Source organism: Knoellia sp. Soil729 (assembly GCF_001427985.1).
GTDB lineage: Bacteria > Actinomycetota > Actinomycetes > Actinomycetales > Dermatophilaceae > Knoellia.
In genome coordinates, this window is record NZ_LMSA01000007.1 from 95,594 (window position 1) to 117,654 (window position 22,061).

The following is a 22,061-nucleotide window of genomic DNA, read 5'->3' on the forward strand; positions in this document are numbered from 1 at the left end:
AGGGGCTGAGGACACAGGACGATCGCGTCCCGGACGATTTCTCAGCAACGCGAGGCACATGCCTCGCTGCGCACCAAGATCATGCTGCGGCCGGACTCTGTCGAGCCGACCGGAGGCGGAACGGCCTGTGGTGCTGCACCCACGGGATGTTGGCGTGGACGTGGCGCCCCGCGGAGGAACATCTCTAGCAGTCCCTCGGCAACAACCCGCGAGCATGGCCGACAGGCCCGGCCCCCCGCAGCCCCGTCTGGCAGTCCGGCTGGTCGATATCTAAGGTCCTTCCATGACGAGCATGTGCAAGGTCGGTGTCCAGTTGCCTGAGGTGGAACGGTTCATGCCGTGGCCTGAGTACCAGGATCTGGCGCGGCAAGTGGAGGCGTCCGGCTACGACTCGATCTGGGTGGGTGACCACCTGCTCTACGACTTGCCGAACGGGTTGACGCGGGGGCCATACGAGGTCTGGACCACACTGGCGGCCATCGCGGCGGTGACCGAGCGAGTGGAGATCGGACCGCTCGTCGCGTCGACCAGCTTTCACGCACCGGCGATGCTGGCGAAGCAGGCCGCGACGGTCGACGCGATCTCGCAGGGGCGGCTCATCGTTGGGCTCGGAGCGGGCTGGAACCGGCGGGAGTACGACGCGTTCGGCTTCCCCTACGACCGGCGCGTGTCACGTTTCGAGGAGGCGCTGGCGATCATCGTTCCGCTGCTGCGGACAGGACGCACGACCTTCCACGGGGAGTTCTACGACGTCGAGGACTGCGTGCTGGACCCGCGCCCGGTCCGGGAGAGCGGGCCGCCGATCATGCTGGGTTCGACCGGCCCTCGAATGCTGGAGATCGGGCTGCCGGTCGTGGATTCGTGGAACATCTGGTGGAGCCGGTACGACAACTCGGTGGAGCGCTTCGCGGAAGCGAAGGCGAAAGTTGACGCCGTGATGCCGGAGGGCTGACGCGTCGAGGCAACGGCGGCAGTGCTGGTCACCCTGCCTGGTGCCGAGGGCCGGTTGATGGGTGATACGTACGACGCGAAGGTCAGGACGGTCACGCCCGACGATCTCTGTGACCACGTGCGGGGGCTGGCGCAGGCTGGTGCGACGCACCTGCAGCTCGTGTTGGACCCGATCACTGCCGAGTCAGTCGATGTGGTGGGAGAGTCGCTGGCTGACCTCGAGGGGTGAATGCCGACGCGAGGCGTCAGCCCATGTTGTTGACTGACGCGGCCGCGATCGGCCTCACCCCCGGCGGAGTTGCCCGGACCAAGCCCCGCTCGACGTTCCCCGCGAAGCGCGCACACCTGTCACGTCAAGATGGTCGAATCGCGGCGAAAGGACGCAGCACCGCTGTGATCGCGACATCGTCCATTTCGGCAGTTGGCCGACGCCACATGTGGGTCCGGGTCCTAGTGTGGACCGATGACATGTGCTGACATCCGCTTCTACTTTGATCCGGTGTGCCCCTTCTGCTGGTTGACGAGCAAGTGGATACGGATGGTGCAGGCCGAGCGCGACCTGTCGGTGGACTGGCGGTTCATCTCGCTGCGTCTGATCAATGAGCACATCGACTACGACGCCCACTTCCCGCCCGAGTACGAGGCCGAGCACACCGCCGGATTGCGCTTGTTGCGCGTGGTCGCCCGAGCGCGACAGGAGCATGGCGCCGAGGCCGTGGACTCGCTGCAGGCCGCCCTGGGGGCACACATCTTCGACACGCCTCCGGCCGACGCTACGGACGAGAAGGCGAACCGCGAGCGGCGCGGCACGCGGGAGTTCCTGGAGCCCATCCTGCGCGAGGTGGATCTGCCCACCGCCCTTGCCGACGCGCTGGAGGACACCTCTTGGGATGACGCGATCCGCGCGGACGGCGACGAGGCTCTCGCGTTGACCGGCAAGGACGTCGGCACGCCGATCATCCACTTCGAGCCGCCGAACGGGGTGGCATTCTTCGGCCCCGTGTTGAGCCGGCTTCCCGAGCCCGAACAGGCCGGTGAGTTGTGGGACCACGTGGTCGGTCTGGCCCGCTTCCCCGGCTTCGCCGAGCTCAAGCGCAGCCTGCGCGAGAAGCCGCAGTTGGTCGGGTTCGGTATGGAGCCCGGCACCGTCGGTTCGCAGGAGGACTGGCATGGTGGCAGCCGTCGCCAAAGGAGTGAGCGCGGATGACGCAGTCAGAGTCACGGACCCATCAGGACGCGGTGATCGTCGCGGCAACCCCTGAGGCGGTCTATGACCTCGTCAGTGACATCACTCGGACCGGTGAGTGGAGCCCCGTCTGCACTTCGTGCTGGTGGGACGACGAGGCCGAGGCAGGTCGCGTCGGCGCTTGGTTCACCGGGCACAACGAGCTCCCAGACCGCACCTGGGAGACCCGGTCTCAGGTGGTCGCGGCCGAACGCGGCCGCGAGTTCGCCTGGGTCGTGGGCAAGGGGTTCGTGCGGTGGGGCTTCACCTTCGAGGCGGAGGGAGAGGGTACGCGGCTGACGGAGACCTGGGACTTCCTGCCGGAGGGACTGTCGATGTTCGCGGACAAGTTCGGCGACCGGGCCGCGGACGAGATCGAGGATCGCACCCGGCATGCCCACGCCGGGATCCCCAAGACCCTCGCCGAGATCAAGCAGATCGCCGAGACCGCCTGAACCACCACGGCCATACCGCCAGGAGTACTTGTTCGGCCCCGCCATGCGCTCTTCAACCAACCAAGCGTATTCGTGCTGGACGCTGACGACTCGGAGGAGCGTGGCGACCATGCCCATGGCGCATCCGGCGTGCAGAACGTCACCCTGGCGAGCACGCTCTCGCCTCACCGACTCGTCAGCAGATCGATGCATCCAGATGCCCGACAGGCGGCGGAGTGACGCACTCTTCGTTCACCCACATGCCGAATGTCGGACGTCCGCCAGTGAGGTCACTGGCCATCAGGTCACGGGACCTTCTTGTCAACGTGAGAGCAAAGAACCGGGAATACGCAATGCTGTGGGCGCTGACCGTCCTCAGCCCAGACAAGCTTGACCAGTTGGTGTCAGCGGGTGCGTCGCCATGGGCCTACATCAAGACGCAGTGGCTCCTCCGGAAGGCACGTGACGTAGCAGCCCATCGATGTTTCGCGGGCGCCGACTCGGGAAGGTTTCCGCTAGACGGGTGGCAAGCCGAGAACGAAGCGAGCACCGCTGACACACGGATCTGCAGCCTTGCGCGGTGAGCGCCCCTTAATGGAGCGCGCCTGCTCACTCAGTCCAGATACTCGCGACATCCGATCGAAGCCCAGCGCGTCCACTTCAGCCCCGGCCGCCTGAAGCTGACCAGGAGCGGACCGGACACTCCTACGGTGGTGCTCCAAGCTGAGTGCGATCCGGTTCCAGGTCGCTCGTACCCTTGACAGATCCAATTAAATATTGAAAACTGAACGCAATGAAAGGAATAATGTGACTGATCTCTCCTTCAGCTATCTCAGCGAACTGCGTTGCTCCAAGTGCGACGAGCGATACGACGCCGACACCTTGCAGAACCTCTCAAGGTGCTGCTCTGCACCGCTCCTAGCCGTGTACGACCTGACGGCCTTACGCGATGAACTGACCCCGGCTGACATCGCGTCGCGCCCTAGCAACCTCTGGAGGTATCACGAGCTACTGCCGGTACGCGATCCTCGGTTCGTGCGCGGCTTTGACGAGGGGATGACTCCTATGTTCGGCCTACCTCGCCTCGGCGAGGCAATCGGAGTACCTCGCCTGTTGGTCAAGGACGAGGCCCCACTGCCCACGGGCTCCTTCAAGGCACGAGGGGCGGCGGTGGGTGTTTCCCGTGCTGCTGAGTTAGGGGTGCGACGTCTGGCTATGCCAACCAACGGCAATGCGGGGGCGGCGTGGGCCGCCTACTGCGCGCGAAGCGGTATAGAGGCCACCGTGGTCATGCCCACAGATGCCCCAACCATCACGCGCTCTGAGGCGGCACTTGCGGGAGCGAGTGTCACCCTCGTCAACGGCTTGATCTCCGACGCAGGAAGGATGGTTGGTGAACTCGTCGGACGGGGTGGCGTGTTCGACGCCTCGACGTTGAAGGAGCCCTACCGTGTCGAGGGCAAAAAGACCATGGGGCTGGAAATCCTGGAACAGTTTGGGTGGCGAGCTCCCGACGTCATCGCGTACCCGACCGGTGGTGGGGTGGGGCTGATTGGGATCTACAAGGCTCTCCTTGAATTGCAGACCCTGGGTTGGATCGGGAGCAAGCTGCCGCGAATGGTCGCAGTTCAAGCTGAAGGCTGCGACCCCATTGTCCAAGCGTTCGAGCGTGGTGAAGACGAAGTCCAAGCTCAGCAGGATACTCGGACAATCGCCTTCGGGATCAACGTTCCTTCTCCCTTGGGCGGCCGCTTGGTACTGGAAGCTGTGCGCGCCACTAACGGCACGGCCATCGCGGTGTCTGACGAGGATCTGCTTTCGTACATCGGCCGTTGCGCGTCGATGGAAGGCCTGCTGCCCTGTCCGGAGGGCGCCTCAACGATGACCGCGGTCGCCGCGCTACGCAAGAGCGGCTGGATTTCAGAGAGCGACGAAGTCGTCGTCCTCAATACGGGAGCCGGCAACAAGTATGCCGACGCCGTCGCCGTCGAACTTCCGATTGTCCAGCGTGACGCGAGTCTAGTGGATGCCCAATGACCTCTCTTTCATCAGCCAAAGGAGTAACACACATGTCCAAAAATTCAGCGCGGCGCCGGTCAGCTACCGCCTTGGCGCTCGCACCGATCCTGGCACTGCTTGCAGGGTGCAGTATGGGTTCCTCCGGCTCCTCCAATTCCACCGACGGCAATGGGGGATCTGCTGGAGGCGCGCAGCAGACCCTCACCATCGACTCCCCGGATTACCCCTCCACGCTTGACCCAGGTCTGCAATACGACGGCTCCACCTATCCCGTCTACCGCAATATTTACGACCAGCTGCTGCGTCGGGACCCCGACTCTCTGGAGCCAGTGGCGTGGATCGCCACCTCATGGGAACAGAGCAGCCCGACGACGTGGCAGTTCAAGCTGCGGGACGATGTGAAGTTCTCGGATGGGAGCGCGCTCACCGCACGGGACGCCGCCTTCAGCCTCAATCGCATCCTCGACAAGGACCTAGGGTCCCCACAATTTGCCAATTTCAGCGCGGTCAAGCAGGCCTCTGCACCGGAGGACCACCTTCTCGTTGTTGAAACCAAGGCACCTTCTGCGACGCTGCTGAGCTACTTGACCACGCTAAGCATCGTCTCCGAGACGTACGCGAAGAAAGTCGGCAAGGCCGGACTGAACGAGAAGCCGATGGGCTCGGGAGCGTACACGCTCGAATCGACTCGTGCCGGCTCGGAGGTGACCTTGGCCCGCAGGGACACATACTGGGGCAAGAAGCCTTCCATCTCGAAGGTGATTTTCCGTGCCGTGCCGAACTTGGCAACACGGGTAGCGGATCTGCAGTCTGGGCGCGCCCAACTCGTCACCACGCTTGCTGCCGATCAGGCGAATCAGCTGAAGTCCAGTACTGCAAACAAGGTGCTGGCCGTGCCCACCGAGCGGGTCGCCTACCTCGGGCTAAACGTCCTAGGCAACACACCTACGAAAGACCTCAAGGTGCGCCAGGCGGTCGCTGCAGCAATCAACTACGAGTCGTTAATCAAGAACCTGGTCGGTGGGTACGCGAAGCCGGTTGGTGCTGTTCTTACACCCCTAGCGTTCGGCTATCCGGGGAAGGCTGCGAACTTCGCTTACGATCCTGCGAAGGCCAAAGCGCTACTGGCGGAGACAGGCAACCCGAACCCGGTGCTGAACTTCCCAGCGTCGCCTGCGTACAACGCGCAATTGCTACAGGCCATCCAGTCCGACCTCGAGGCGGTGGGCTTCAAGGTGAACATCACCAACACCGACCAGGCCACCTACCTAAAGAAAGTTCAAAGCCCAGCCCACGACTGGGGCAGCATCCGCTTCGGACGCTGGTCTTGTTCGTGCTTGGATGCCGACGGTGTCATCTATCCGCTATTCCACACTGGAACGGTCTGGTCCAGCTATTCCAACAAGGACTTCGACAAGGCGGTGGAGGCAGGCAGGACTAACATCGATCCGGCGGTGAGGAAGGACGCCTACAACACAGCATTCTCGATCCTGAATCGTGACCTCCCGGGTATCGGTCTCTATCAAGAGAGCGCGATCTACGGCGCTTCCAAGGACCTCCAATGGAAGCCGGATGCAGTGGAGAGCTTGTATGTCGACGAAATGACGCTGGGCGGCAAGGGCTGACATGTCCATGCTGAGACGTGCCTTCGCCTCCGGCTCGGCCCGCTACATCGCGGGCCGGGTCGGGCAGGCAGCCCTACAGCTATTCGGTGTTGTAACCATCGTCTTTGTGGTACTTCGGCTGTCCGGAGACCCTGCTCGGCTGCTGGTCCCGCAGCAAGCCACGGCTGAGGATATTGCGCGAATCCGTACTCAGCTCGGCCTTGACGCCTCCATTTGGGAGCAGTACCTGCAGTACCTGAGCAAGCTTCCCCGCTTCGACTTCGGATACTCGTATGTGCAGGGGCGCAGCGCCGTCGACCTTATCTCTGAACGGCTGCCGTACACCATCAACTTGGCGCTAGCGGCGCTTCTCCTGTCCATGCTCGTAGGGATTCCTGTAGGGATGGCTAGCGCGTACTTCCGCCGTAGGTTCCTCGGACGGGCACTCATGCCATTCGTCCTGATCGGGCAGTCCATGCCCGCGTTCTGGCTCGGGTTGCTGTTGATCCTTTTCTTCAGCGTCCGGCTGCGGTGGCTTCCGTCTACCGGTTTCGACGGCCTCACCTCCCTGATACTGCCAGCGATAACGCTTGCGTCCCTGTCCATGGCGACATTGGCGCGCATCACTCGCTCAAGTTTCCTCGAACAACTCAATGCGGACTACGTGCGAACGGCTCGATCACGAGGTGCCGGAACGGCTCGCGTGCTCATGGGCCACGTCCTACGGAACTCCGCAATTCCGATCGTTACGCTCCTGGGCCTAGAAATTGCCGCGCTATTAGGCGGCGCCGTGATCACCGAGACCATCTTCGCTTGGCCCGGCATCGGGCAACTCACCGTCCAAGCAATTCAAGCCCGTGACTTCCCGGTTGTGCAGGCAATCGTCATCTTCGTCGCCATCATCTACATCGGGGTCAACCTCTTGACCGACATGCTGTACGCAGTGATCGACCCCAGGGTTCGCTTGGCCGGATCAGGAGAGCAGGTATGAACACGGGTACTGGGCCGCGCAAACGGCTCCACGCAACGAGTCCTCAGACCGGGGACCTTCCCGTCCAAGCGGCGGACGGTGTAGAGCCGACCATGGGTTCAGTGTCGCTAGAGAGTTCACCCGCAGTACCCGCTGGCGACGCGGTGACGATGCCCCGTGGCCGCCGCTTCTGGAACAAGATGCGCGCCTCCCGCAGGGTGTGGGGCTTCGTGGCCATCCTCCTGGTCTTCCTTTGTTTTGCACTGGTGCCGGCCCTGTTCTCCACCGCCGAGCCTCTGAGAGCAGACCTTCCAGGACGGCTGCTTCGCCCAGGGACCACCAGCGCGGGAGTGACCCATTGGCTTGGAACCGACCAGCTTGGTCGAGACGTGTGGAGCAGGATTGTCTATGGGAGTCGAGCGTCACTCACCATCGCCTTCGCGGCGGTGTTCTGCGCTGGCATCATCGGCTCGACGCTCGGCGTTGCCGCCGGCACCCTTCGAGGGTGGGTTGGTGCGGTCATTATGCGAATCGCCGACATGGTGCTGTCTGTCCCCTTCTTTCTCCTGGCCATTCTGACGGTGGTCGTCCTTGGTCCGAGTCTGGTTAACGTCGTGCTCTGTCTCGCCCTGGTCCGGTGGCCCCGTTACACGCGCGTCGCGTACGGCCAGACTCTCGAGGCACAAGGACGGGAGTTCGTCCGGTCTGCTGTGGCCGTGGGCTCGCCTCCGTTGTGGGTGATTCGCAAGCACATCATCCCCGAGGTTATTCCCGCCATCATTGTCGTCGCGACGCTCGAACTGGGACTGATGGTCCTCTATGAAGCATCACTGTCCTTCATTGGCTTGGGCGTTCAGCCACCGGCTCCGAGCTGGGGTTCGATGCTGTCCGACGGGCAGCAGTACATCGGCACGGCATGGTGGCTAGCCACCTTCCCAGGGCTTGCTCTCTTCCTCCTCGTCTTGTCTGTGAACATGCTTGGCGACTTTGTCCGTGACCAGTTGGACCCCTCCGAGCGAGCCCTTCGCTCATGAACCCCACCACAGGGAGCGCATACATGTCTGAGCACCAACACCAAAAGGTCGTTATCACCGGCGCAGCTGGCGTCTTGGGCACGTGGATCAGCCAAGCCTTCGCCAGGGAAGGTGCCGAATTGCTGCTCACGGACCGACGTGAGGACCAGGTCGAGCGGCTGGCAGATGAGCTACGGCACGGCGGCGCGACGGTCCACGTGGTCGAGTCAGACCTAAGCACGGACCAAGGCCAGATCGAATTACTTGCTGCGATCCGCCAAGCATGGGGCAGCCCGGACGTCTTGGTAAACAATGCGGGCATTTACCCGCACGGCTCCGTTCTGGAAACCTCAACCTCTGACGTTCGGGGGATTTTCGAGATCAACGTGGTCGCGCCCTTTGCCCTCAGCCGCGGTGTGGCTGAACTCATGATCGAGGCCGGTATCCACGGTTCGATAGTCAACATCGGCTCGGGCGCCGGACTCAGTCCGGCGACCGGAGGAGCTGCATACGCGGCGAGCAAGGCTGCTCTGCACATGTTCACCCGAGCTTTCGCATTGGAGCTGGCATCCTTCGGAATCCGTGTCAACACTGTGCAACCTGGCTTCGCCCCCGGTAGTGATGTGAGTCACCTAGAGGATGACTACATCGAGGCCATGATTCGCACTATCCCGCTGGCGCGCACCTCCGGCCCTGGCGACGCTCCCGAAGCAGTGCTTTTCCTATGCTCGCCCCGAGCATCCTTCGTCACTGGCTCGACCATATCTGTGGACGGTGGCCGAACCGCGGGAACCCTCAAGCCGATGCCCGCGCAGACGCTCGGAGGGCGCTGAGGTGATGTCACGTTATCCGTGGCCGGACGGCGCGTCCGGTGCTTGCGTTGTTTCGGTGGACGTCGATGGCGACGTGCCGCTGCGTTGGCGCTCGCGTGACGGAACTGCCCGTCTCGCCGAACTGGAACAGCGACAATTCGGCCCACGGGTGGGTCTATCGCGTCTGTTGGACATGTTCGACGACGCCAACATCACTGGCTCCTTCTACGTGCCCGGCCAGTACGCAGACCGATACCCCGGACACGTTCGGCGCATCGCTGAGCGCGGTCACGAGATCGGGCTGCACGGATACTTGCACGAGCCGCCCACCGCCCTCTCCAAAACCGACTTTGCCTCGGCTCTGGGCCGCAGCATGGACGCCCTCATCCATGCCGGAGCCGAGCGCCCCACGGGATTCCGCTCCCCCAGTTGGGATATGACAAGCGACGCCTTTGCCGTGCTGTCTGATGCTGGCCTTCGCTACGACAGTTCCATGATGGGCTCGGACACCCCCTATTTTATCGGTGATCTGGTCGAGGTACCCGTCCAGTGGACTCTGGATGACGCGCCGTTCTATCGGTATGTTGGTGGACCCGATCCCGGCCAACTCCCTGTGCGCCCCTCTGACCTCATGAGTGCGTGGAAAGACGAATTGGACTCCGCTGCGCAATACGGAACGCTGGCGGTACTGACCGTCCACGACTGGCTATCCGGAAGAGCGGCGGCTGCCTCTGCTCTTGGGCAGCTTCTTGAGCACGTCGCATCGAGCACGCTCTGGTGCGCCACCGCGGAGGAGGTAGCGCAATGGCACGGCGGGCTGAGTCCGAACGTAGACACGTCATGGAACTTGGCTACTGATGGAGGAAGCAATGCCTGAGCAAGCCGAAGGCGTTGTCGCAGACGGTCGTAGCGCGGGCGAGGCACGGGAGGAGGTTCTCCGAGTCGAAGGCCTCTCAGTAGCGTTTGGGCGGGCAAGTGAACGCGTTGCCCTACACGATGTGTCCTTGTCCCTCCGCGCCGGAGAGGTTGTCGCCTTAGTTGGGGAATCGGGCTGCGGCAAAAGCTTGACGGCGCTTTCAGTAATGGGGTTGCTCCCCCCCGAGGCGCATGTCCTCGCTGGAAGCATCACCGTGTGCGGCAAGGAGATTATCGGCACCCCCGAGCGGCTTCTGCGGCGCTACCGCGGGAGCGCCATGGGCATGATTTTTCAGGACGCAATGGTGGCACTGAACCCGCTCCAGGCCGTCGGTCGACAGATCGACGAGGCCCTGCGCATCCACACGAACCTTGGCCGCGGCCAACGGAGAGACAAGGTCATCGCCCTCCTGGATGCCGTAGGTGTACCGGATCCGACCAACCGGCTTCGACAGCTGCCCCATCAGTTCTCAGGAGGTCTGCGACAACGAATTATGATTGCCATGGCCTTGATTGGCGAACCCCGACTCATTATCGCCGACGAGCCCACAACCGCACTCGACGTCACTATCCAGGCACAGATCCTTGAGGTGCTTAAAGACGTAACGCAGGCCCGCGGCACGGCAGTGTTGTTCATAACCCACGACATGGGCGTTGTCGCCGAGGTTGCCGACAGGGTCGTTGTCATGTATGGCGGCCATGTGATCGAGTCAGCAGACGTAGTCGAGACGTTCTCGACTCCAGCCCATCCGTACACAGACGCCCTTCTCCACAGCGTTCCACGAACGGACAGCGTTAGAGGTGTCGATCTGCCCGCTATCCCCGGCAGCGTGCCGGCGCCCGGCGCGGCACCAGCTGGCTGCCCCTTCCACCCGCGATGTTCCGACGCAACCCAGGAGTGTTTGACGATGCCCCCCCTTGAACAGGTCTTGCCGGATCACGACGTGGCCTGCTGGCATCCGCATACGTCGGGGAGGTCCCGGTGACTAGCTCGACATTGAGCCCAGTGCTGCTAGAGGCGCAGGACGTCCGCAAGGTGTACCGGATCCGAACCCCCGAAGGGCATCGGGATCTCGTAGCCGTCAACGGCCTTACCCTGGCCCTTCGCCGGGGAGAAACCTACGGCCTAGTGGGGGAGTCGGGGTGCGGAAAGTCCACCGTGGCTAAAATGCTGCTCAACCTAGAGCAACCCACGTCCGGCGAAGTGACACTTGATGGCCGTGTCATCACCTCCCTTCGTGGCAAGGAGATGCGCGAGGTCCGAAAGGATATTCAAGTCATCTTTCAAGATCCTTTCGCAGCACTGAACGGGCGAATGTCTGTGTTCGATCTGGTGGCAGAGCCGCTCCGCGTCCACCGCAGCGCACAGGGAAAAAAACTTCGCGAGGAAGTTCTCGACCTGTTGGACTTAGTGGGTCTAACGGAGGAGATGGCAGACCGCTACCCCCGCCAACTATCTGGCGGGCAGCGGCAGCGCATCGCCATTGCGCGCGCCATTGCCTTGCGCCCTAGCGTCATTATCTGTGACGAGCCTGTTTCGGCTCTCGACGTGTCAGTACAGGCCCAAATCCTCAACTTGATGAATCGGCTTCAGCGTGAACTGAACCTGACGTATCTGTTCATCTCGCACGACCTGACTCTCGTGCGATACATGTGCGAGCGGACTTCGGTGATGTACCTAGGCGACATCGTCGAGGACGGCACCACGGCCGAGCTATTCGATAATCCACGCCATCCATATACGCAGGTTCTTCTGTCTGCATCACCAGTGCCCATCCCTCAGTCGCAGCGGCCGGCAAGGGTCAAACCGCGCGGAGAGATCCCGAGTCCACTTGCGCGGCCGTCCGGGTGCCCGTTTCGGACGCGGTGTCCATTGGCGCAACAGATTTGCGCAGAGGAAGTACCGCAGTTGCGCACCATCACCCCAGGCCATCGGGCCGCTTGTCATTTTGCTGAGACAGCCGATGTTAGGAAGCTCGCGTGAACGCCGGTACACCACCTCCCACAGAAGATCACGAAAGCCCGGGCAACTCGGGGCACGTCACCTCACTGCCAGCGCCAAGAAATGCACACGTCCTCTTGGAACGGGACACGTACGGTATCCCTACCATCACGGCCGATACAGTTGCGGGGGGCTGGTGGGGCATGGGCTATGCGGCCGCCCAAGACCGCTTGTGGCAGATGGAATTCGATCGGCGCCGCGCAACCGGCCGATGGTCAGAGGTGATCGGCCGACGAGCCTTGGTCGGCGACATTCTGGCTCGACGCCTTCGTCTGGCCGATGCCGCCCAGCGAGATGTAGAGGCGATGGATACCCGCACCCGGGAGTCGTTCGCGGACTACGCAGATGGGGTGAACGCAGCAGCCTGCAGGCCAGGTGGCTTGCCCCCCGAATACGAAAGTCGAGGCCTTCAGTTCGAACCTTGGCTCCCGTGGCACTCCATAGCTGCTTTCAAAATACGGCACGTCCTCATGGGAGCATGGCAATACAAACTGGCGCGGGCTCTGCTGTATGCGACGGAGGGCGCGGACGCATTTGCCGAGTTCGACCCCGTTCCTCGCGAAGGAATGCGACTGACCACGCCGGCGGGATCTCACCAACGAGCTCCCGGCCCCGAGGAAGCCGCCTTGCTGCTTGAAGCCCACCGCGACGTCACGAACGCCGCCGCCGAATTCGGCTTTCTGACGGAAGTTGAGGCCGGTTCCAACGCTTGGGCAGTGTCAGGAAGGATGACCGCGTCAGGGGCGCCGCTGCTGGCCAGCGACTCTCACAGGGCAGCAGAGGTGCCAAATGTCTACTGGCAGGCACGGCTGCGTACCCCGGACCTCCAAATTGTCGGTGCCACCTTTCCGGGCATCCCAGGCTTCCCTCACTTCGGCCATAACGGCCGAGTGGGCTGGGCCATAACTAACGCGGCGGCGGACGCTCAGGATTTGGTCACGGAGGTGTTCCGGACCGACGTCCACGGGCTCCAAGTGCGCACCGCTGACGGTTGGGCGGACGTCGACATTGACGAGGAGACCATCGACGTAGCCGGCGGTGAGTCGGTTATGGTCCGCTGTGTAAGCACGCCCAACGGGCCCGTTGTCCACGGCGACCCTGACAACGGACGAGCATTGGCACTGCGCTGGACCGCCACTGAGGAGCCCTGCCGTCAGTTCGGCGTGTTACAGGAGATGCTGGAGTCCGACAACGTCGAGGGACTTCTCGAGGCGCAGCGGAACTGGGTGGACCCCGTCAACAATTTTCTTTGTGCCGACACCGGTGGAAACATCGGATACCTGCTCCGGGGGGCTCTTCCTCAGCGCCGCCGACCCGCCAGCTTGCAGGTACCCGTGCCCGGTTGGGAAGGCGATTCGCAGTGGGACGGAAACGTGGCTTTCGAGGACATGCCGCGCGAGATCAACCCCGCAATCGGTTTTATCGTCAGCGGTAACAATGCCATCACGGACGCTTATGGCACCGTGAAGGTAAGCCATGCAATCAACGACTTCTATCGCATCCAGCGGATTCACGAGCTGCTTGAGACCTCGCGAACTCACGATGCTGTCAGCATGGGGTGCGTCCAATCGGACAGAACGTCTATCGCTGCGCGCAGTTGGTCCAGCCACCTTGCCCTGCGGGGCCCCTACAAGGGTGACGTCGAACTGGCCCGTGCAGCAATGCTGGACTGGGATGGCGATCTGGCCAGTGACAGGGAGGCCGGACTGGTCTATGCCTGCTTCCGTCGAACGCTGGCCGAGCGACTTATCGCTGAGCGTGTCGGGCCGCGCGGGCAACGACTCCTAGCAGGGACTGATATCCCTGCTGGTGGCGTCCTCCTCAAGCGGTGGTTCGCTCAACTGATCTGGCCGACCGATGGCCACAGCTCAGAGGCGGATTCGATCCCGGACCTAGACCTCTGCGCCGCGCTTGCAGGGGCATGGGCAGACGCTTCGGCGATCGCGGGACCGGATTCCGACACGTGGCGCTGGCGGGAGCACCACTGGTTAGAACCCATGCACACCTTGGCCGACACAATGGGGGACGAGTGGCGCTCCCCCCAACCAGTCAGTGCCGGTGGTGACGCAGAGACGGTGCAGGCGGCGGCTTACGCTTGGCCACGTGGCAGCAGCTTTAAAGTCACGAATACGGCCGTCTACCGTCAGATACTCGACTTGGGTGCCCTCGAAAAATCGGAATGGGTCATTCCGGGTGGCGCCAGCGGCGATCCTGGAAGTCCTCATTACGAAGATCAGTTGAGGATTTGGGCAATGGACAGGTTGGTACCTATGGCCGTCGTGGATGATGAAGCATCGTGATATCCGTCGGACGGTCGTCGATTATGGTCTCGAAGCGTGTGTGATGGCGGGTAACGTGGAACAAGCAACGGTGGTGCAACGCTTCGGACTTGCGCAACAGGCGTATGACGCGTTGCGGGAGATGATAGTTGACGGAAAGATTCCACCAGGATCGCGCTTGACCGTGCGGCCGATCGCAGAGCAGCTCGGTTTGTCAGCGACCCCCGTCACAGCGGCAATGATGAAGCTCGAGCGGGAGGGCTTTCTCATCTCTAAGTTGCACCGAGGGTACTTCGTACCGGAGATCAGCATCCAAGACATGAGTGAAATCTATGAGATGCGGGAGGCGCTGGACCGTTTGGCCGGGGGTCGGGCCGCCGCATCGGCACAGCACTTCGCCATCGCCGAAGAACTGCGTGCGAACTGCGAGCTTCAACGCGAGTTCCTAGAACTGGACGATGTTGACGCGTACCGGCGGACGGACGTCGAGTTTCATGAAAAGCTGTGGGTCCTTTGCGGCAACAAGCGCATACGCGACACGGGCGAACAGTTGCTGGGTCAGATGAAACTGGGAAACAGCCTCTCCGCTCGCCTTCCCGGTCGAGTGAGGAAATCACTAGAGGAGCATTTGGCTATTGTCGAGGCCATTGAACGAGCTGATTTGGAAGCGGCTCAATCCGCCGCGTCGAGACATATGGCCAGTGTCAGGATGACGTTCATGACCTCAATATCTGAACCGGAGGAGTCCTGAGTCCATTGTCTGCTGCCCATCGACGAACATCACCTGACGCGGCCGTGAAGACACGACACAAAGCCACTTGAGTCGGCCGATGGGTAGGAACCGACTCTCAAGGATCCAGTTAGGCGCTGTATTCCTTGTTAGGGTGGGTCTTGCGCCAGCGAGAGAAAGTCGGCCGTAGGGCCGAGTGCCCGCTTGGGACCGGTCCATATGGCTCGGATAGGGCGGCGAAGGTCTATGCCGCTAACAGGGACGACGACTAGATCTCCCACTGCAACTGCATCTCTTACGGCTAGTTGGCTGAGGACGGCAGGCGCTGTCCCGGCCATGGCTGCAACGCGAACAGCCGTGTTACTGGCCAAAGACTGCGCTGGGTTTGGGGGCTCCAAGCCCGCAGCCCGACAGGCATCGATAAAGGTCCGGCGGGTACCGGATCCCTCCTCACGCTGCACAAGCGGGGTTGCCGCCAGCTCGGCGGCAGGCACTGGCTTGCTGCGTCGGGCCCAGACGTTGTCCGGAGCGACAACGACGACCAACTGATCCCGTCTCAAAGTCGCGACGTGCAATCCTCGCACCGGTTGGGTCGTCTCGATAAACCCTAAATCCTGGTGGCCGCCGCTCACCTCCTCGACGACTTGGTCAGAGTTGAGGACTGACAAGTTCACGTCTACGCGCGCGAAGTTACGCCTAAACGCGCCCAGCCATTTCGGTACCAGGTACTCGGCAACAGTCATGCTTGCGGCGACCCTCAGGTGAGCCGCCCTCGCAGATCTCAAAGCGGCAGTGGCCGACTGCATACGTTCTGCAGCGAACAGCAGGTCCCGAGCCCAGTCTACGTACAGGGCGCCGTCCGTGGTCAGGGTCGAACCTCGAGGGGAGCGGTCCAGAATCTTAAACCCAAGTCGCCGCTCACAGCGCGTGATGCTGGAGCTTGCACTTGGCTGACTTATACCGACGTGTGCCGCTGCCGCACCCACGCTGCCCAACTCTGCCACGCCAACAAGCAACTGTAGGACGTCAAGATCTGGCCAACGGTCCGCCATGTTCTAGCGCCTCCCTGATGACCCTGTCATAGCCCACGTCTATGACCTTATCCGAGTTTGGGGAGTACCCAGGTCTAGCTGGCTGCCGCAAGGTGGAAGCATGGATAAAGACGCCGACCCAAGGGGCTCCTCTAGCGCTGACCCGTTGCCAAAGATGAGTCCGGTGACCTCAGGAGCGAATGGACAACCGGCGCCAGTGGTGCCAGACAGTTCCACCGTCCCCGTCCCTGCTGACGAGCGCCGAACGGACCGCAGGCAGTCCTCTGTTTTGCCGGGGCTCGGTTTAGCACTTGGCGCAGCGGCCGTCGCACTCCTCGTGCAATGGGTCGCTCCACCGGTTAGCCCCCTGCTGGTCGCAATAGTGCTCGGAGTTGCCCTCACGAATCTATGGAGTATCCCGGACACCTTCGCCCCCGGGATGAAGGTGGCGGCAAAGCGCCTTCTGCGTCTCGGCATTGTGGCGCTTGGCTTGCAATTAGCACTGGGCGACATTCTTGCGCTGGGCCTAGGCATGATTATCGTCGTTCTGTTGATTGTGGGGCTTGGTATCGGTGGCACTTTCGTGATGGGAAAAGCTCTCGGGGTGCCCCCCATGCAGCGACTCCTGATCGCCTGTGGCTTCTCTATCTGCGGAGCTGCCGCTGTCGCTGCGGTTGACGGGGCGGTTGAGGCGGAAGAGGAGGACGTCGCGTCCGCCATTGGACTCGTCGTCGTGTTCGGCACTCTCATGATCGGGCTCGTTCCAGCTATTTTGAGCCTTATGGACCTCACCCACCACCAGGAGGGCCTCATCGCTGGTGGATCGATTCACGAGGTAGCTCAGGTTGTTGCCGCGGGGGGCATTCTCGGCGGGGGAGCACTGGCTACTGCAGTGGTTGTCAAACTGGCCAGAGTACTCATGCTCGCGCCTGTCATCACGGTGATCGGACTTCTCCGTAGGCGTGGAGACGCCCCTGTCGGCGACAGTGGACCTCCTTTGATCCCGCTTTTCGTCGCCGGCTTCTTGGTAGCCGCGCTAGCCCGAACACTGCTGCCCCTTGGCCCCACAATCTTGGCTGGCGGAAAGGTGCTGGAAACCATCCTTCTATCGGCAGCCATGTTCGCGTTGGGTTGCGGTGTGCGCGTCAGCGTGCTCAAGAAGGTCGGAGGCAGGCCAGTGGTGCTGGGTGCGCTTTCCACCGTGTGGGTCTTTGCGGTGGCAACGACCGGTGTGCTCCTCATCGGTTGACCACGACGTCAGTCAAGAGCTCCCAGCGCCACCGAGCTCATTCGTGTCCTAGAACCACGATAGCGGCGCGAAGCCATTCGCGCAGGGTCGAATTGCTGCGGGCCATCACTGTTTTGACAGCTAATGCGTCGTCCCAGTTTCGTCCGCAGAAATCAGTGCCAGACGACCGAACTCGCGTTCCCCAGGGTCGCGAAAGCACGCAAAAGAGTCTCCATTTCCTGCGGGACCGTAGATCCCTGATTTCAGGGAGTAGCGTCACGTTCGTTCGTCTCTGATTCCTAACCATACTCCGCATGTGGGCAAGTTGCCCAAAGAAGGGAGCAAGGACCCGGATACCTAGATCTTGCGTCAGAAAGGTGCGCCGTGCGGAGTAAGGCCGCAATCAAGGAAATTGCTTCGCTCGGGAAGCGCCGCAGCGCCTGCTGCGGGACCAAGAGATATATGAGCCTGCAGTCCAGATTTGGCATCCGGCCGCGAACTGTCCGCCAAGAAGGCGGCCATACAGCTTATCGCGGTGATCAGCGAGGCACCATCTAGCCCTAATCCTGTCATACCGACACGATGATGGATGGTATCGCTTCCCTTACGCTCACGATCCTTGTATTTTGTACGGCAACAAGCGCCTGTTTGGGAGGCTTTTCAAGGACGTCGCCGTGGCGCTCCGGAAGGTATGTCGAGGGCTAAGCGAGAGGTGCAGGCACGTTGACGGACTACTTCCTTGGAAAAGAACACGGCAAGGCAGGTTTCGCGCGCGACATCACTCCGGCCCTCACAATCAGACCGGGCACCGGCGAACGGATCACCTTCCAGACCGATGACGCGGCGCACAAACAGATGGAAGAGTTTCGCGACCTCGGCAGGATCACCGCAACCCGCAACCCCGTCACCGGGCCGGTCTTCGTAGAAGATGCAGGGCCCGGCGATGCTCTCGCTGTGACGATCCACGACATCACACTTGGCCCTCAGGGCTGGTCGATTTACATCCCGGGCGCCGGAGCCCTGGCCGGACGGATGGGCGAGGAATGGTACGTGCGTCAAGTCCCGATCCAGAACGGCACCGTGCAGCTAGCTGACGGGGTCAGCACGCCCGTGGCCCCAATGATCGGCTGCATCGGGGTAGCGCCGTCTGAGGGCATCAGGTCCACACTCATGCCGTCCTACCCCACGGGCGGAAACATGGACCTCACCGACGCCCGTCCCGGCTCGACCGTCTACTTGCCGGTCGAGGTCCATGGCGCGCTGCTCGCGATTGGCGACCTCCACGCCGTCATGAGCCGCGGGGAGTCGTCCTTCGTGGCCATCGAGGTCGCCGGTACCGCCACGGTAAGCGTTGACGTCGTGAAGGGCCTCTCACTTCGTGCTCCCCGCATCGACACCGGTAACGAGCTCGTCTGTGTCGGCTTGGGCGAGCAGGTCCAGGACTCCGTCATTATGGCCTACGAGTCGCTGTTCGACGTCTTAGTCACAGAGCACTGCTTCAGCCGCGAGGATGCGTACACCGTCCTGAGCGCTGTGGGCCACACTGAACTAGGAGGGCCCGCAGGCTCGCGAGAGCCTGACCCGCTCCACCCACTCAGGGCAGTCGGCGCAGTCACCGTAGCTCGTATAGAGAAGAAGTACCTCTTGCCCAGGAAATGAACCGGTGAAATGCCCTGATCTCACCGAGAGCCGCGCCAGCGTTGTGTGCAGTTTGGGCTGCGACTCCTACCGCATCGTCCAAGAAGGTTTGACCAACGTGGGCAAACATGCTGCGGGGACTCCAGTCTTGGTCTGCGTAGGAAACGTCCGCTTCTGCCGCGATTGGTGGCGCCCTGTGAACTTATGTTTGATCCGCCGCGTCCCCGCCGCTCTACCGGGACTTTGAGTGTCGAGGAACCAGTAGGCGGTCAGCCGTTCTGCGGTGACCTCAGCGCCCGACTTCAGGCGACGCGCCCGGGCCGTCGCCGGGATACGGGTCCCCAAACTGAGCCAGCGCATCGAGATAGCGACCCCCGATATGGATGCTGGAGACCTGTTCGTACCTCCACCGGTCGACGTCGGCTGCCCACGTCCCATCGGGTCGCAAGAAGTGGTGCCGGACACGCTTCTTGCCGACCTTGATCAGGCGGCCGACCATGAGTTGCTCCTCATCCTCGTCCCCAAGTGCAAAGACCGAGAGCTGATGGAGGCCGGCAGCGGCAACGACAAGGTCCCGAACCGTTGCCTTGTCGGGACAGGCAAACTCAGCGACCGACTGACCCAGCCCTCGGAGCGCTCGATCGACGTAGCCATTGTGTCCATCGATGACGGTGCTGATGTCCCTCACTCGCATCATCAGCAAGCCGTCGAGGTACACCCCGTCGTCGATTTCATGCATGACGACCCAGTCGTGGGTGAGCCCGATGATGAACCCATCCGTAAATGCGGAGTCATAAGGGTCTCGCCACACACGAACAACCCGATGTGCCTCAAGCGCTTCGGCGAGCAGCCTGCGGACCTTCTTGAGCTTCATGTGTCGCAGTATCCATGACAGCCCAGATCGAGAACGTGCCGATCATGCCCAACGAAGAACGTCCGGAACTGCTGCAGTGATGGGGGACCGAGGGCGTCGAAGTCAACGACAGACTTGCACTCAGCTAAGCGGTTCTAACTCAGTCGAGGTTGCGTTGATAGAGAATGTTGGCTGAGTGCTCAGCCTTGTCCAATGCCGCACTGGCGTCATCGGCAGCCTCGTCAGCAACGCGCTGCACCTCGTCCAACGAGGTGTGAAAGTCTGCGTGCAGCTCCATGTTCCGCACGGCCGCGCCACAGATGGCGCACTCTTTGTCGAGACTCATTAGTGGGTCCCCTCCCTTGGCCTGTTGAGCTTGCGCCGACGTTAACCTCTCCGCCGCACATGGCGCAGCAAGTCGCGTGGGAAAGTCCTGACTGCTCAGAATCGAATAGGTCTCGGCACCGCTCCTGCCGGCTTAGCCCCCAGTCATGCCGCTCACGCCACCCACCTTGCCGAGGAGTCAGGTCACTCGGCGGACGAGTGGAGCGCACGATTGCCGGCGAGCGCTGTGGCATGGTGCTGGAACGTCCGCACCTGCCGCTATGCGCACGCCCCGCCAAGCGGCGAAGAAGGCACACCCGGCCGCTGAGGTCTGACACCATGACGCCATGCCGAAGCTGCCGCAACCGCTCCTCGAGGTCGCCTGGAGACACACCGGCGAGGCGGGAAAGATCCACTACCGGGTGCGGAGACCGGACGGCTCCAGCCGCCACTTGATCACGCGCCAGGGCGACGCGTTGTACGAGGTCCTTGAGCAGCACTTGGCCGCGATCGGCTACACCGGCCCCAAGACGTCCTCCGAAGCCGCCGACGAGCACTGAACCGCGCACCGCGAGGAGTCATACTGCGGCCGGCCGTCGCGCGCTGGTCCGGGAAGTACCGTTTAGGGGGAGTTCGTGAAGCTCAAGCAGGAAGCTCGAGTTCTTCGTCGGAAGGCGCTGTCCTCCCTGACGGTTGCTACGACGGCGTTCAACTCACCCGTGGACGAGGGGCGAGTCACCCAAGTCTTACTCAGCCTGCAGCATTGCTTCGAAATGCTCCTTAAAGCCGCACTCGTGCAGAACGGCGTCCGCGTGTTCGACAAGCAGCTTGGACGGTCCATCGGCTTCGAGGCTTGCATCCGGCAGGCGCTCAACCACCCCAAGATCCAGCTGACCGACACCGAGGCAGGCACCCTCCGCGCAATCGACGCCATGAGGGATGACGAGCAGCACTGGTTCAACGAGGTAAGTGAGCAGTTGCTCTACCTACACGCCCGAGCGGGCATCACGCTCTTCGACGACCTCCTGCAGCGCGTCTTCGCAGAACACCTCGCAGACCACCTCCCTTCCCGCGTGCTTCCCCTCTCCGTCGACCCACCGCGCGACCTCGCGCTTCTCATCGACGAGGAGTACACCCAGATCGCCACCTTGCTCGCGCCCGGCCGACGTGCAAGCCACGACGCGAGGGCGCGCATCCGGACGCTGCTGGCAATGGAGGCACACGTTGAGCCGGAGACACAGGTGTCGTCGAAAGACGTTGACCGCGTCGAGAAGGGCATTAAGGCGGGCCAGTCCCGCACCGCGGTGTTCCCGCGACTCGACAAGGTCGCCACGCGCGTCAGAGGCTCCGGCGTCAACCTGACCGTCCACTTCACGAAGAAGGCGGGCGCACCTGTTCGATACATCTCCGACGAGTCGTCACCCGCAGCCGCGATCCGCGAAGTCGACCTCGCGAGGAAGTTCTACCTCTCTGCAAGCGACCTCGCCTCCAAGGTTGGGCTCACGGGGCCACGAAGCACCGCTCTGCGGCGACATCTAGGCGTCGACCAGGATCCAAGTGCTTGTCACGTCTTCATCTTCGACTCCCAGCGCATTCCACGATTCTCCGACAACGCCTACAGGGCGATGAAGGGCGCGATCGAGCAACTGGACATGGCAGCGGTATGGGATGCACACAAGCCCGTTGGTCGGCGACCGACTCCGCGGGTCTGTGCGGTTGAGGGTTGCGCCACTTAGCAGATTCCGGTGCTCCTGGATGCCGACCCGCAGGGCGGGGCAAGCAAGGCGCCTCGTCCAAGCCCATACTGTCGCGGACCATGGCCGAGGCCATGACAACTTCGAAGCGACGACCTTCGATGCCGGTGTGCGTCCATACGGAAGTACACCGAACTCGTCCGCTCATGCCGCGTGGAGGACGGCTACGCTCGTCCGACTTTGCCGCGGGGTGTGTGAGGCGCAGAATCAGTATTCGCAGCCCTGGCTAAGGTCTGCGACCACACAAACCACGGCGCCGATTGAGATGCGCTGAGCAAG

At 62.4% G+C, this 22,061-nt stretch carries 21 protein-coding genes; 18 read left to right on the plus strand and 3 right to left on the minus strand.

The genetic code is table 11. The features are described from left to right. Positions 1 to 283 precede the first annotated feature (283 nt). The 14 genes from ASG74_RS16545 (at position 284) to ASG74_RS16605 (ending at position 14,975) form a co-directional block, all read left to right on the plus strand. Positions 284 to 952, plus strand: coding sequence for an LLM class flavin-dependent oxidoreductase (locus ASG74_RS16545; RefSeq protein WP_056146283.1), 669 nt, complete (start codon positions 284 to 286; stop codon positions 950 to 952). A 21-nt stretch (positions 953 to 973) separates the two neighbouring features. After that, positions 974 to 1,180 carry a hypothetical protein gene (locus ASG74_RS16550; protein WP_056146286.1) on the plus strand — a complete coding sequence of 69 codons (207 nt, stop codon included), beginning with the start codon at positions 974 to 976 and terminating at the stop codon, positions 1,178 to 1,180. 234 nt (positions 1,181 to 1,414) lie between these two features. Continuing rightward, positions 1,415 to 2,158 carry a DsbA family protein gene (locus ASG74_RS16555; protein ID WP_056146289.1) on the plus strand — a complete coding sequence of 248 codons (744 nt, stop codon included), beginning with the start codon at positions 1,415 to 1,417 and terminating at the stop codon, positions 2,156 to 2,158. Beyond that, entirely contained in the window at positions 2,155 to 2,631 is a 477-nt protein-coding gene (locus tag ASG74_RS16560) for an SRPBCC family protein (RefSeq protein ID WP_056146292.1), read from the plus strand. Before ASG74_RS16555 ends, ASG74_RS16560 begins: the two co-directional genes overlap by 4 nt. Positions 2,632 to 3,417: 786 nt before the next feature. Then, the gene (locus ASG74_RS16565) at positions 3,418 to 4,647 is read left to right on the plus strand and encodes a threonine synthase (protein ID WP_056146296.1); all 1,230 of its coding nucleotides are present in this window, start codon (positions 3,418 to 3,420) and stop codon (positions 4,645 to 4,647) included. A 113-nt stretch (positions 4,648 to 4,760) separates the two neighbouring features. After that, positions 4,761 to 6,254 (plus strand): ABC transporter substrate-binding protein, encoded by a 1,494-nt coding sequence (locus ASG74_RS16570; RefSeq protein WP_056146299.1) that lies wholly within the window; start codon positions 4,761 to 4,763, stop codon positions 6,252 to 6,254. Between the two features lies 1 nt (position 6,255). After that, positions 6,256 to 7,224: an ABC transporter permease gene (locus ASG74_RS16575; RefSeq protein WP_200942651.1), complete on the plus strand. Its 969-nt coding sequence runs from the start codon at positions 6,256 to 6,258 to the stop codon at positions 7,222 to 7,224. Between the two features lie 209 nt (positions 7,225 to 7,433). Continuing rightward, entirely contained in the window at positions 7,434 to 8,237 is an 804-nt protein-coding gene (locus tag ASG74_RS16580) for an ABC transporter permease (protein ID WP_200942652.1), read from the plus strand. A 23-nt stretch (positions 8,238 to 8,260) separates the two neighbouring features. After that, on the plus strand, positions 8,261 to 9,049 hold the full coding sequence (locus tag ASG74_RS16585; RefSeq protein ID WP_056146301.1) for an SDR family NAD(P)-dependent oxidoreductase: 789 nt from the start codon (positions 8,261 to 8,263) through the stop codon (positions 9,047 to 9,049). A gap of 4 nt (positions 9,050 to 9,053) precedes the next feature. Continuing rightward, positions 9,054 to 9,905, plus strand: a complete 852-nt coding sequence (locus ASG74_RS16590; protein ID WP_156465456.1) for a polysaccharide deacetylase family protein — start codon at positions 9,054 to 9,056, stop codon at positions 9,903 to 9,905. Then, positions 9,898 to 10,929 (plus strand): ABC transporter ATP-binding protein, encoded by a 1,032-nt coding sequence (locus ASG74_RS16595; protein WP_056146308.1) that lies wholly within the window; start codon positions 9,898 to 9,900, stop codon positions 10,927 to 10,929. Before ASG74_RS16590 ends, ASG74_RS16595 begins: the two co-directional genes overlap by 8 nt. 50 nt (positions 10,930 to 10,979) lie before the next feature. Next, entirely contained in the window at positions 10,980 to 11,927 is a 948-nt protein-coding gene (locus ASG74_RS17045) for an ABC transporter ATP-binding protein (RefSeq protein ID WP_235499077.1), read from the plus strand. Then, positions 11,924 to 14,245, plus strand: a complete 2,322-nt coding sequence (locus tag ASG74_RS17050) for a penicillin acylase family protein (RefSeq protein ID WP_082569861.1) — start codon at positions 11,924 to 11,926, stop codon at positions 14,243 to 14,245. Before ASG74_RS17045 ends, ASG74_RS17050 begins: the two co-directional genes overlap by 4 nt. Next, positions 14,229 to 14,975, plus strand: a complete 747-nt coding sequence (locus ASG74_RS16605) for a GntR family transcriptional regulator (RefSeq protein WP_082569862.1) — start codon at positions 14,229 to 14,231, stop codon at positions 14,973 to 14,975. Before ASG74_RS17050 ends, ASG74_RS16605 begins: the two co-directional genes overlap by 17 nt. Before the next feature lie 128 nt (positions 14,976 to 15,103). On the opposite strand, the gene ASG74_RS17965 is transcribed toward ASG74_RS16605, so the two are convergent. Then, on the minus strand, positions 15,104 to 16,006 hold the full coding sequence (locus ASG74_RS17965; protein ID WP_082569863.1) for a LysR family transcriptional regulator: 903 nt from the start codon (positions 16,004 to 16,006) through the stop codon (positions 15,104 to 15,106). Positions 16,007 to 16,160: 154 nt separating this feature from the next. On the opposite strand from ASG74_RS17965, the gene ASG74_RS16610 reads away from it, so the two are divergent. Together ASG74_RS16610 and ASG74_RS16615 are read left to right on the plus strand one after the other, a co-directional pair. Next, a complete protein-coding gene (locus ASG74_RS16610; protein WP_056146357.1) occupies positions 16,161 to 17,234 on the plus strand; it encodes a YeiH family protein in 1,074 nt (357 codons plus the stop codon). Between the two features lie 702 nt (positions 17,235 to 17,936). Further along, positions 17,937 to 18,872, plus strand: coding sequence for an acetamidase/formamidase family protein (locus ASG74_RS16615; protein WP_056146316.1), 936 nt, complete (start codon positions 17,937 to 17,939; stop codon positions 18,870 to 18,872). 268 nt (positions 18,873 to 19,140) lie between these two features. Here ASG74_RS16615 and ASG74_RS16620 read toward each other — a convergent pair whose 3' ends face one another. Beyond that, positions 19,141 to 19,725: a hypothetical protein gene (locus ASG74_RS16620; protein WP_056146319.1), complete on the minus strand. Its 585-nt coding sequence runs from the start codon at positions 19,723 to 19,725 to the stop codon at positions 19,141 to 19,143. 139 nt (positions 19,726 to 19,864) lie between these two features. Then, the gene (locus tag ASG74_RS16625; protein WP_056146322.1) at positions 19,865 to 20,050 is read right to left on the minus strand and encodes a hypothetical protein; all 186 of its coding nucleotides are present in this window, start codon (positions 20,048 to 20,050) and stop codon (positions 19,865 to 19,867) included. Between the two features lie 325 nt (positions 20,051 to 20,375). Between ASG74_RS16625 and ASG74_RS16630 the strand changes: the two genes are divergently transcribed. Beyond that, positions 20,376 to 20,588, plus strand: a complete 213-nt coding sequence (locus ASG74_RS16630; RefSeq protein WP_056146324.1) for a hypothetical protein — start codon at positions 20,376 to 20,378, stop codon at positions 20,586 to 20,588. A gap of 75 nt (positions 20,589 to 20,663) precedes the next feature. After that, positions 20,664 to 21,764 carry a DUF3644 domain-containing protein gene (locus ASG74_RS16635; protein WP_056146326.1) on the plus strand — a complete coding sequence of 367 codons (1,101 nt, stop codon included), beginning with the start codon at positions 20,664 to 20,666 and terminating at the stop codon, positions 21,762 to 21,764. The last annotated feature ends 297 nt before the right edge of the window (positions 21,765 to 22,061 follow it).